This window comes from Streptomyces sp. NBC_01669 (genome assembly GCF_026339735.1).
Lineage (GTDB): Bacteria > Actinomycetota > Actinomycetes > Streptomycetales > Streptomycetaceae > Streptomyces > Streptomyces yanii.
In genome coordinates this window covers 8,910,225-8,922,038 of the sequence record NZ_JAPEQG010000001.1, presented here as the reverse complement: position 1 = coordinate 8,922,038, position 11,814 = coordinate 8,910,225, and the positions used below count along the sequence as shown (strand labels likewise).

Genomic DNA, 11,814 nt, shown 5'->3' with positions numbered 1-11,814 from the left:
TCCAGCGAATGTTTTCGACCTATACTCATCGGAGAAACCGACTATTAAGAGTCGCTCCGCGACGGCGAGGGAAGCGGTCCGGCCATGCTCGACCTGCACCGGCTGCGCCTGCTGCGCGAACTCAAGCACCGCGGCACGCTCGCGGCCGTGGCCGCCGCCCTGTCCTACGCTCCCTCCTCCGTCTCCCAGCAGCTCTCGCAACTGGAAGCCGAAGTCGGCGTCCCGCTGCTGGAACCGGTCGGGCGGCGGGTGCGGCTGACCGAGCAGGCCGAGATTCTCGTCGCCCACACCGAAGCGGTCCTCGAACGCCTGGAGCGCGCGGAGGCGGACATCGCCACTTCCCTGACCGACCTCACCGGCACCCTGCGCATCGCCTCGTTCCAAACGGCCGCCCTGGCCCTGGTCCCGACCGCGCTCGGCCTGCTGCGCGACCTGCACCCGCACCTGCGCGTCCACGTCACACACATGGAACCGGAAAAGGCCCTTCCCGCTCTACAAGCCCGCGACTTCGACCTGGTCCTCGCTGAGGAATACCCCGGCAACCCCAACCCACGGCCCGCCGAACTCGAACAGGAAGACCTACTCAGCGACCCCCTGCACCTCGCACTGCCCCAAACGGCCGACAGCCCGGACACCGAGAGCCCGATGGCGGCGCTGCGCTCGCTCGCCAACCACCCCTGGGTGATGGAACCCGAGGGCACAGCTGCCCGGCACTGGGCCATGACCCTGTGCCGCAACGCCGGCTTCGAACCCGACGTACGGTTCGAGACCACCGACCTCCTGCTCCACCTCCGCCTCGTCGAGCAGAATCACGCCGCAGCTTTCCTCCCCGACCTCGTCTGGAGCGGACAACCCCCGACCGTCACCCTGCGGCCACTCCCCCGCGACCGGCGCACCCGCCGCGTCCTCACCGTCGTACGCCGCGGCCGCAGCCAGCACCCGGCCGTCCTCGCGTGCCGCGACGCCCTCCTGCGCGCGGTCACCCTCCGCTCCGACCAGGCATAGGGCAGCACAGCTCACCGTTGGCCCACTCATCCGGGACCGGGACGGCACGTTCCCCGAGCTCTTCGACACTGTCCTGAACGACGCGGGCATCCAGGTGGTGCTCAGCGGCGTCCGGATGCCGAGAATGAACTCGATCATGGAGCGGTGGGTGCAGACCTGCCGGCGGGAGCCAGACTCGGGCACGAACTCAACCGAACGACGTGACCGAAGACCACACGCCGAACCACTGCTCGGCGCCGTACTCCTCGAACCGCTCCACCTCGGTGAACCCCAGCTTCGCCGCGAGGCGCATCGCGCTGTCGTTGGCGGCCTCCGTGCACGGCTCAAACGAATAGCGCACGTTCGCAATACTGCCTCTCCACCAGTTGGACGGCGATGTCGAGGCGGCGGAGTACTGGGGGGTGGGTCCGTGCCCCGGAGCATGTGCGCCCCGTCGACGGTGTCGACTACGACCAGGTCGTCACCGAGCGGCTGGAGACACCGCCGCCCTCGGTGGTCCGCGAGGTACCCGGGGAGCGCCGGTCTTCGGGATGGGTGCTGCAGAAGCTGCGCGACAAGCGCGGCCCGACCGGGGCGCCCTGCACGCGCCGGACTACGAGGAGGCACCGCAGGGCGCGCCGCTACTCGGTGTGGAGAGTGCCCTGGACGCGGCGGAGCACCCGGGCAGGGAAGCCGCATGTATACGGTGCCCTGCCCGGCCTCCTGCCAGTGATCAGTTGCCGTAGGCACTGCTGGACGCAATGGTCGCGCGTCCGTGCCGTCGGCGTCTGACATGGGGGCGAGGGTGCGCTATTCGCCGGCCGCCGCGTGGAATATGGTCTTCCCGGATCCGACCTGGTACAAGGCCTTGCCGTCCTTGATGCCGAGGTAGGTGGCCTGGCCGGTCACGTGATACATGCCGCCGGCCACGGCGGGCAGGGCGACCGTCGCGGTGACGTTCACCGGGATGTCCACCTTGGTGTTCACGCCGAACCTGGTGCGATGCCAGTCGACCCCGACCTCGCCGCGCTCGGTCCACTGGGTTCCGGACGCAGCGGTCAGGCCCTTGTCCGCTGGGGTGATGCGCACCGTCTCGGCACCGGGGGAGGTGACGGTCAGGCCGAGGACGCCCTCGAGGACGCCGTTGACCCCGGCACCTCCCCAGCCGTGCGAGAAGCTCTCACTGCTGCTCTGGGAAACCTGGGTGCCGGTGCAGTCGGAGGTCGAACAGCCGGGGGTCCACTGCTCCCACAGGAAGCTGCCGCCCTCGGAGAGGACCTGGGCCGGGCCGTCGTGGGACGGGTCGGTCAGGATCTTGACCAAAGTGTCCGGGCGGTCCGTGATCCGCAGTGCCTCGAGCAGCGTCCGCAGGGTCATCGGGCCCTGCTGCATGCCCAGTTCGGAGATGCGGTCACCCAGGGCGGCGTACTCGGAGGGGTCCGCGATCCCGTAGGCGACGGGGAAGGACTGCGAGTGCTCGCCGAAGTGATCAATACGGGAGCCTGCCGCGTCCAGGCCGTCGGACCAGGCACCGGTGCCGGGGTCCCTCAGCTGGTCGCGCATGGCCGCGGTCAGGTGGTCGGCCCGGTCGTCGTACGTCGTCCGGGTGCCGGTGTCGCCCAGTGCCTCGGCCGCCGTCGCGACCGAGCGCAGCGCGCCCACGCCGAGCGCGTTGACGACCGTGCGGTTGACGTTGCCCTTGGTTACGTAGCCGTAGCGCATGGGGGCGGGCCAGTCGATGATGCCGTACTGGTAGTCGCCGCTGCCGCCGGGCAGGTCGGCGACCAGTCCACGGTTGTCGACGGCACCCCAGATGTAGTCGGCGACGTTCTTCATCACCGGCAGGGCCTGGCGCAGGAGGTCCTTGTCACCGGTGGTCTGGTAGTAGCGGAGCACCCACTCGGGGAACATCTCGGTGTAGTCGGGGATGTCCCGCTTGGCGTCACCGTTGGGGTAGACGGAGTTCAGGGCGCCGTTGTTCCAGTAGCGGGCCTGGGAGTTCATGAAGGCGACGATCGCCTGCCGGGTCAGGCTGCGCTCGCCGGACGAAGACATGGTGGCGAACGACTCGTCGATGCTGTCGCCGAGGAACTGGCCCTTCTCACGGGTTGGGGTGTCGAGGAAGACGTTCTGCGACGACTGGAGCGCGGAGCGCTGCATCAGCGCGACGACGCCGTCGAGGGTTGCGTCACTGCTGGAGAAGGTGGCCGGATGGGCGGCGTCAGTGTTCTGAACCACGGCGCTGATGTCGTCGGTGGTCAGGTTCTCGCCCGGGTCGCTGATCTGCAGGTAGCGCCAGCCCCAGTAGGTGAAGGGCTGCGCGGTTTGCGGGCCGTCCTTCTCGGTGTAGTAGAAGTGCATGTTGCTGCCCTGCGTGTCCAGCTTCGAGGTACCCGCGCGGGAGTTCTCCACCCAGCTGCCCTTGGCGTGGCCCCTGAGCAGTGCGCCGTCGAGGGTCACCGTGGTGCCGTCCACCGCCTGAACGGTGTGCGTCTCGGGGTCGCCCGCTCCGTATCCGTCTGCGGGAGCGTCGACGGTGATCCGGTCACCGACGTGGACGTTGCCGACGACGGCCAGGGTCAAGGTGGTGGCGCCGGCCGAGACGGCCGCGGTCAGCGTGCTGTTGTTCCGCCGGTAGCTGGTGGTGAACGTCAACTGGCGTCCGGCGGCGCCGTCCTGCAGACGCACCGAGGGAACGGCGGCGTAGACCTTGCCGAAGTCTGCGAAGACGGTGCCGTCCGGCAGGTGGAGCAGGGAGACGGGGTGGACGACCTTCTGTGACAGGTGGGCCTCCAGCGCGGACAGATGCGTGAAGGCGCAGGGTGACGAACTACCCTCATATGATGCGCAGTTGGCCGGGTTCGGGCGGGGGTGCGGGCCGATGGCGGTGGCAGCCGGCCAGCTGCTGTCGTCGTAAGGAGCGGTGCCCCAGCCCGTCATTTCCTTCGTCGCGTCGTAGTACTCCAGACGGTCCCCGGAGTCGCTGTTGCGATAGGTGACGGTGTCGACGCTCTGGGGCTCGTAGCGGTGCACCTTCCACGAGCCGTCGGACACCATGAGGTCCCGCGTCCCGTCCTTGTGGTCCACCACCACCTTGACCAGGAGGCCCGAGGGGCCTTCGGAGCCGCTGGGCCCGTTGGCGCGGCCCTGGCACTTGCAGTTCCAGTAGTGCGTGACAACGCCGACGGGCAGCTTCTGGCCCGCCGTGATCCCGTCGAGCTTCGAGACGTCGTAGTACCCCTCGCCCGCGTACTCGTAGGAGGAGCTGCGCTGCACCACGTGTCCGCCGGCGTTCACCTCCCAGTCCCCCATGGAGGCCACATACACGCGCGCGTCGGTCACCGGGCTGCCGCTCGAGACAGTCATGATCTTGCGGGCAGCGGTCCATTCGTTGGTGGCATCGTTGCCGGTCGCGGGGCGGCGGATCCACTGCGCCCCGGACCAGCCGTCGTCCCCGAGGCCGGCGCCGAAGGAAGCGGGGTCGGAGAACGCCGACTCGGCGCCCGCGTGGTCCCAGGTGCGTACCCGCCAGGTGTAGGAGGTTCCCGCCTTGAGGGCCGATCCGCCGTAAGGTGTCCAGCTCTGCGCCGAGCTGGACACCTTGCCGCTGTTCCAGAGCTCGGTGCCGTCCCCGTCGCGGACGACGACCTGGTAGGCCGACTGGGTCTCACCGCTGTCGATGTCCTGAGGAAGCCAGCCGAACTGCGGTGCGCCGTCCACGGCGAGGGGGTCGACCCGGTCGTTGACGGTGAGTCCGACTGGCGCGGTCGGCGCGTGATTTCGGACGGGCCCGGCGGCGAACGCCTGGGGCGCCGCGCTGAACGCGAGTCCCCATGTGAGAACGAACAGGCCGAACCGTCTGCAGGTTGCCAGCGGCAATCTCATGACGCGCCTCCATTCGAAAGGTTTGAACATTTCAATGCACGTGCGATCGAGTGCCCCTGCCGGCGCGCAAAAGGTCCCCGCTACAAGGCGAGGTGACCAACGGGTGACTGCGGGCACACCCTTTGAAACGTATCAATACGTCACCGTGAGGCTATGTAGTGGCCGAGCCACCTGTCAACGGTTGTGCACGGTCGGTCCGTCAGTGCCAACCGTGGCTGCTGATCCTCGAGTTAGCTAACGACCTCACCCGCGATTGAGTTCGGGGCGTGCTGGTCTGGCGGTTCGGCTGGCGGGTGATCAGCAGGCGGCGTCGCGGGCGAGGACGAGTGCGGTGCTGTGCGCGCGGAGGGTGGGCCTCTTGGCGGCACGGTCGGAGATCAGGGCGGCGATGGCCCGCTGGGTCTCGGGGAAGGTCTCGCGGCGTCCGGTGAAGCGTCTCATCGGGGCCCACTGCCGGAGTTCGGCGTTGGTGTGCTCGACGCAGATCCGGGCCGAGGACTGCCGTCGCCTCGCCTCGCGCCACGAATAGTTGTCGCCATCGCAGGCGTCCTCCTGCGGTTTCATCGGCGGCGCGATGACCTGGCGGGGGAACTCCTAGGCCAGGCCCAGGTAGCCGGAGTCGACCTTCGCCCTGACGCCGGGACGGGTCCGGAACTGCTCGGCGATGCCCTCGGTGCGAACAGCGATCCGGTCGTGCATCCGGCCGGGCCGTTCCGCCCCGGAGTAGAGCAGGCGGCCCTGACCGTCGCTGAACGTGGTGGTCTTGATGGTGTTCTGCCTGCGTTTGCCCGAGACGAACGCCCGGCGCCCGGGGCGGCCGGTCTTCGGACGGCGGACCTGGGTCTCGGCCCCGTCGAGCCGCAGCTCGACGCTCTCGGCGTAGGCAAACACGTCCTCCAGCGTGCACAGGCGCAGGCCGGGCCGGTCGGGGACGGCGAAGCCGCGGGCCGTTTGCAGGGGCCTGACCTCGCCGATCGCCCCGCCCGATGGTCGAGGAGCCGACGCCGTAGACCACGGCGAGGGCATCCTGGGGGCAGGCCGGTACGCAGGTAGGCCAACGTGATCACCAGCCGGTCGCGGAAGGCGAGTTCGTACCTCGGTCCCGCCCCGGCCCGACGGCGACGGCCGTGTCCGCGCCGGTCGTGACGCCCGCTCTCGCACCGTGATTCCCACCAAGGTTCGAGTTCGTCGAGCAACTCGCCGAAGTGTTGGCGGCTCACGCCGCAGAAGGCAGGATGAGACAAGGCCGCGCGGGCCCACTTCTTGATCACACTCGAAGAACCCGTGCGGCCCTCGTCGTGTCACGGCCCCGACCCGATCAATCGCGGGGGAACTCGTTAGTGGGATGTGCGCTCCGCGTGCTCTGCCCGCGCCGGTCGAGCGACGGGCCGAACTCCCCTGGAGCCGCCGGAATGCCGACAAGGTCCGCGACGGCCTGCACGCCTACGTCACCGAGCCCCTCGGCACGGATAACGGCGTACTGATCATCGACGACACCGGCTTCGTGAAGATCGGAGAGCCACAGAGCTGTCCGCCGCCGCAGGCGCTCGCCGGCGCCGCGGGCCCTCCCCCACGGCCCCGCGCCGCGGCCCGGGTGCTCTCGTACCGGAAACGATCACGATGCGTCGGCCGAGATGGTTACGGTCGTCCATGTGGCCCGGGTGAAGCCACAACCCTCAGTCCATCGGTGCCATCGGATGGCCTGGCTGCGCTCAGGGAAACCGAGGTGAGTAGGTGATGCGCTTGAGGTGGTACCACTGGGCAACGCACTTGGCTGGCCACGGCTTCTGACCGTGCCGGCCGAACGGTTCGCCCAGTCCACTGACCGACACCGGCGTGTAGGGCAGCACCTGGTCGCCGTGTGCCGCGTGGGTGCGCAGCCACCGGTCCTGGCGGTCCCAGTGCTGGGCCCGCACCTCCATCTTCCGCTCCAGGTGGGCCAGAGGGACGGCAAGTCCGACGCATGCCATGACGCAGACCGCCGCCGCGGCCGCCATCGCGAGGCCGGGCAACCACTGGCGTGTGCGCAGGACGCGGCCCAGCATGGCACCGACGGTGACCAGGAGCATGACGTAGAGCAGCAGATAGTCGTTCCAGGTGCGAGAGGCGGTGGCCACGCTCGCGCCGAATGCCGGATGGGCGACGACAGTGCAGAGATATCCGGAGAGCAGGAACGCGACTACCCCGACCACGACCGGAATGAGAGGGCGCCTCCATAGGAGCCCCTGCGTCCGCGGGCCGTCTCCGCGCACCAGCAGTCCCAGGAGGAGGCCGGCCGCGAAGGCCCCGGCGTACTGCCACGTCGACAGGATTGTCCCCAGGATGTCCATAAACGCGCGCAGACATGTCATGAGCGTGTCCGGGCTGAACATTGACGTGGCATCGGCGTCGAACCGCTGGCGCCTGGTGCGCGCGCCGGGCGACGTGTAGAGGATGACGGTTCCGATCGCGGTACCGACGAAGGCGACGGCGCACCACGAGCGGACCAGAGTCCGGCCGGGGCCCGGCAAGGCCCAGTAACTCGTCAGCAAGGCGAGGGCGAGGACGACGAACACCACGACCGCCGTCTCCTCCGACAGTGTGCCGATGAAGACACCGGCCACGAGTGCGGTACCGAGGGCGAAGACGTGGCCCTTGCGGGTGCGCGCGCGTAGCAGCGGGATGACGGAGCCGGCGGCCAGAACTGGCGCGAGGGTGTGCGAGACCGAGGAGGCCGGCCAGTAGAACGTCTTGTAGGTGTTCTGCGTGGCGAAAAGGAAGACCACTGTCATCAGCGCCGCCACCAGCGGCGGGATCGCACGGGGCGCACGCATCCCGGTGCTGCGGAGCACTGCGGCGGTCACTGCCCAGAGAATGCCCAGGACGAGAATGCCGGTGCTCAGTGCGAACCACCTGTGGCCCGGGACCCCGAACGCGGCGTAGGCGACGACGAGCAGTGCGTTGGCGACACGTCCGTTGTCCTGGAAGTAGAACTTGTCGATCAGACCGGATGCGCCGTCGTCCCGGACTACCGGGAGGAAGCACCAGTCGTCCGCTCCCGGACGGACCAGGCGGCCGATCCAGACCGCCGCGCCCAGAAGGCCGAGTGGCAGCAGTACGAGAACGGTGGTCCAGACCGTCGTCCACCGTGACGCGAGCCACTTGTTGCTCCCCGTACCGGATCCGTCTTCCGGGTGGGAGAGGTCAGGGGCCTTCGATTCGCCTGTGGTCATGTGTCCTGGTGCCCTTCATGATGGAGGCGCCGTTCGGGTCCGGCCGACGCGGGTTCCCGATCAGCGGGCACGTTGCTGGGTGAGGGCAGCGCCGGAGTTGATGGCCCATCGGGCGAGCAGGAACGAGAGCGGGGTGGCAAGGAGTCCTGCCGCCACGGCGGCGACGTTCTTGCCCATGCCCAGGGCATTTACACCGGCAAAGAGGAGAGCGCCGGTGAGTACGAGGTTGACGAGGCTCGAGACGGGATACCGGAAGAATCCGTGCCACGTCGGTTTCGTACGACAGGTGATGTACGTATTGAGGAAGAACGACCCAACGATACTGACGGCGAAACCGATGACGTGGGCGATCAGATAGGGGATCCATCGGTTCAGGGAGGCGTACACCGCCAGATAGACCGCCGTATTGACGATTCCGATCGACGCGAAGACGAAGAACTGGCGCAGGGTGCGCCCCTTGGACGATCCGATCGCGGAGGCTCCCGCATCCGTCGCTGACGGCATTTCAGGCGGATGAAGGTCGGCAACGATGTGGTGCTCCTGCCGCACGCTTACCTCCGTCTCGCGCACCACGTAGGGCGGCCGGTGCTTCGTTTCGAAGTAGATGCGCCCGACGTATTCACCGATAATGCCGAGCGTGGCCAGCTGCACCCCGCCGAGTGCTACGACAGCGGTCAGCAAGGTGGCGAATCCGGGGACGCGCACACCGTGCAGGGCAACGCCGATGACGATCCATAGCGCGTACGCCAACGCTGCGGAGAAGAGCGTGAGACCGATGTAGACAGCCAGACGCAACGGTCGGCTGTTGAAGGAGATCAGTCCGTCGATTCCGTAGTTGAGCAGGCGTCTTCCGCCCCATTTCGAGGTGCCGGCGGCGCGGCTGACGTTGTGGTAGGTGAAGCTGACGGTGTCGAAGCCGATCCAGGAGAAGATTCCCTTGGAGAACCGGTTGGCTTCGGGCAGGGCGAGCACCGCTTCGACGGCAGGACGGGACAGCAGCCGGAAGTCTCCCTCTCCGTCGGTGATGTCGACATCCATGCAACGCCCCATCGCACGGTAGTAGGCCGTGCTGACGACGCTGCGCAGCATGCCATCCCCCGAACGGTCCCGACGCGCGACGACCTGATCGTAGCCGTGCTGTCGCAGCTCCAGTATCCGGGGAACGAGTGAGGGCGGATGCTGAAGGTCGGCGTCCATGAGAATCACGGCGTCACCCCGGGACATACGCAATCCCGCAAGCATCGCGGCCTCCTTGCCGAAATTCCGGCTGAAGGAGGTGTAGCGAACCCGCGGATCCGCGGCGGCGATGGCGCGCAGCTGCTCCCTGGTCGCGTCCCGGCTGCCGTCGTCGACGTAACAGACTTCGAAGCTGCGTCGAGTCGTTTCGAGGACGACAACCAGTGTTTCGTGAAATCGCTCGATCACCTCGTCCTCATTGAAACAGGGAACTACGATCGAAACCTGGCACTCTGTCATTCGGATCCCTGGGAGATGTGGTCACGGCATCTCGGAGTGCATCTCGGAGCATGCGTCTGTGCCCTCTTGACGCGTCTCGGCCCGAGGCGTCGTCAAAGGAATTTTGCAGGTCCCATCGTTCTAAGCGATGCCTTCCGGCCGAATCACGCCACGGGATGGCACCGAATGGGTGAAGCATCCGTCCCGCCGCTGTCCGAACGGTCCTTGGCGATGCGCCTGACCGGCCGACTCCTGATTCCTCCCTGCTGCGTTGCAGTGTTCTTCGAACAGAGAGTTGTGCAGACTCGGCTCTGATCAACGGCACGTGCGCTCATGTTCTGCTGAACTGTGTGGCACTTGGCCATCTTCTGGGATGGTTCGGGACTGTCCGGCCCTGGTTGCCCTGATCGCTGTCGGTGAACTGCTGTGCCCGGCCGGACAGCGAGGGGCGTGGGCTGTGGGGGCCGGCGATTCCTACCGGGTTCGGCTCCCCGAGGGCTGCGACACGCCGGAGCGCACTGGTTCCGACTGCGTCAGCCTGTGGGCGGGACCGGACGCGAGGGCCGCAGCGCGGTGTCGAGCCCGAGCGAAAGGAACACTGGTCGTGAAACGTCCCCCAGGTGAATCCGTTCAGGAGGGACGGAGGGACGGTGTTCCGGACCGCAGGACAGCTCGGTGGTGGACATCTCTGTGGGTCGGTTCGCTCTCGATTCTCCCCATCGCTCTGCTGGCGGCCGCGGCCTGGTTCGGCCGTTGGGTGCGTCCGTCCGGTGATGACTGGTGCTTTCTGCCCGTCGTGCGTGACGGGGGGCTGTCCGCGATCGTCGGGAAGTTCTACTACCTGGACAATGGGCGCGTCATGAACGCTGTGCTGGTCTGGTGCTATGCGCGGTTCGGTGTCGCTGGACAACAATGGTTCGGCCTGATCAGCGGTGTGTTGATGCTCGGGCTCCTCTGGGCCGTGGTCGCCGGCGCTCTGCCCAGGGCAGGGATGACGGTGCCACGAGGGGTCCCCCTCCTGCTGGCATCGATGGTGACGGCGATGTTCTTGTTCGGGTCCCCCAACACCTACAAGACGTTCTACTGGCCGGCCGCGTCCGTCTCGCACACCCTGCCGCCCGTGTTCGCCTGCGCAGCGGCCCTTCCTCTCCTGCGGGCCGCATCACGAGGGGGCAGAGGTTTCGCCCTGATCACGGTCTTCGTGGCGGGGTTCCTTCTGGGCACTCTGTCGGAGGAGACCTGTGTCGTCGGTGTGGTTGTACTGAGCTGTTTGCTGCTGATCAGCGGCCGGATCTTCCCGCAGGAGCGACGTACCTTCTTCCGCGGCTGGTGCGCCGCCGGGATCACTGGAATCGTCATCGGAAGCCTGATCCTCCTCAGTTCTCCGGGCTCACGACATCGGCGTGAACGTCACGATGCCGCGTCGATACTCACTCCCGAATCGCTCCTCGCTTCGCTGCGCGGTTTCGCGCACAACGCAGCCGTCCTTCTCACGACATGGCAGTACCTGGGGGCCTTCGTGGCCGGACTGCTCCTGAGTCTGCTGACCCGGCAGCACGAAGGCCGCCTTCCCCCGATGAGATGCGGGATGCTGCTCGCCCGGACCGGCGTCTGCGCCCTCCTCGTCTCCGGCTACCTGTGCACGGTCATCGCCTACCCGGTCTTCGGGCCGAGCGTCATGACGTCCACACGACTCTGGAACGACTACCTGCTGCTCTACATCCTGCTGCTTGTCCTCGTGGGCACACTCCTCGGCCGCGCGTGGAGAGAAAGCGGGCGCCCCACCGGGCCGCCGAAGGCCGCCGCCGCATCCGTGTACGCCCTCGTCTGCCTCGCGCTTGCGGTCTCGCTCGTGCACCTCGACGCCGACATGGCGGTACGCGCTCGGAAATGGGACCACCAGGATCACTGGTTGCGCAGCCAGTCCGCGACGGGCGCGAATGTACTCCCCTACACACGACTGCCCATCAGCAAAATGACCGAACCGTTCGGTGACGACGGGCGCAAGCCGTGGCCCGCCTCATGCGTGGCCCACTACTACCATCTGGAGCGCGTGGTTCTGGCGACAGGACTCCCCTGAGCACGGGCACGTGCAGACTCAGTCGATCACTCGCCGCGACCGGTCCGGCCCAGCGCGGGCTCCGAGCTCATCGAAGGCCCGCCGCAGCCTCTTCCCACTCGCGGCGGCCCACACCACGGCACACCAATAAGCTATCGCCCGGGGCAGTCCGAACACGGACGACGCACAACGGCCTGACGCACTGCCCAACCCGCGGTC

Annotated in this window: 7 protein-coding genes and 3 pseudogenes; 4 read left to right on the top strand and 6 right to left on the bottom strand. The window is 67.6% G+C overall.

Annotated features, from left to right (window positions below; genetic code table 11):
• Window positions 1-84: 84 nt before the first annotated feature.
• Both OG972_RS39985 and OG972_RS39980 read left to right on the top strand, forming a co-directional pair.
• Window positions 85-1,005, top strand: a complete 921-nt coding sequence (locus tag OG972_RS39985; RefSeq protein WP_266989932.1) for a LysR family transcriptional regulator — start codon at window positions 85-87, stop codon at window positions 1,003-1,005.
• Between the two features lie 25 nt (window positions 1,006-1,030).
• Window positions 1,031-1,174 (top strand): annotated as a pseudogene (locus OG972_RS39980) (IS481 family transposase); the annotation flags it as partial.
• An 18-nt stretch (window positions 1,175-1,192) separates the two neighbouring features.
• On the opposite strand, the pseudogene OG972_RS39975 reads toward OG972_RS39980, so the two are convergent.
• Window positions 1,193-1,324: pseudogene (locus tag OG972_RS39975) on the bottom strand (GNAT family N-acetyltransferase); the annotation flags it as partial.
• 31 nt (window positions 1,325-1,355) lie between these two features.
• Here OG972_RS39975 and OG972_RS39970 point away from each other — a divergent pair.
• A pseudogene (locus tag OG972_RS39970) lies at window positions 1,356-1,670 on the top strand (hypothetical protein); the annotation flags it as partial.
• 124 nt (window positions 1,671-1,794) lie between these two features.
• Here OG972_RS39970 and OG972_RS39965 read toward each other — a convergent pair.
• From OG972_RS39965 to OG972_RS39950, 5 genes are all read right to left on the bottom strand, one after another.
• The gene (locus OG972_RS39965) at window positions 1,795-4,869 is read right to left on the bottom strand and encodes an alpha-L-rhamnosidase C-terminal domain-containing protein (RefSeq protein WP_266989930.1); all 3,075 of its coding nucleotides are present in this window, start codon (window positions 4,867-4,869) and stop codon (window positions 1,795-1,797) included.
• A 297-nt stretch (window positions 4,870-5,166) separates the two neighbouring features.
• A complete protein-coding gene (locus OG972_RS49410; RefSeq protein ID WP_323135938.1) occupies window positions 5,167-5,433 on the bottom strand; it encodes a transposase in 267 nt (88 codons plus the stop codon).
• Window positions 5,434-5,463: 30 nt separating this feature from the next.
• Complete coding sequence (locus OG972_RS49405; protein ID WP_323135937.1) at window positions 5,464-5,760, bottom strand: transposase family protein; 297 nt, start codon at window positions 5,758-5,760, stop codon at window positions 5,464-5,466.
• An 821-nt stretch (window positions 5,761-6,581) separates the two neighbouring features.
• Complete coding sequence (locus OG972_RS39955; RefSeq protein ID WP_266989928.1) at window positions 6,582-8,081, bottom strand: DUF6056 family protein; 1,500 nt, start codon at window positions 8,079-8,081, stop codon at window positions 6,582-6,584.
• Between the two features lie 60 nt (window positions 8,082-8,141).
• Window positions 8,142-9,557 carry a glycosyltransferase gene (locus OG972_RS39950; RefSeq protein WP_266989926.1) on the bottom strand — a complete coding sequence of 472 codons (1,416 nt, stop codon included), beginning with the start codon at window positions 9,555-9,557 and terminating at the stop codon, window positions 8,142-8,144.
• A 775-nt stretch (window positions 9,558-10,332) separates the two neighbouring features.
• Here OG972_RS39950 and OG972_RS39945 point away from each other — a divergent pair.
• Entirely contained in the window at window positions 10,333-11,616 is a 1,284-nt protein-coding gene (locus tag OG972_RS39945) for a DUF6056 family protein (RefSeq protein ID WP_266989924.1), read from the top strand.
• Window positions 11,617-11,814 lie beyond the last annotated feature (198 nt).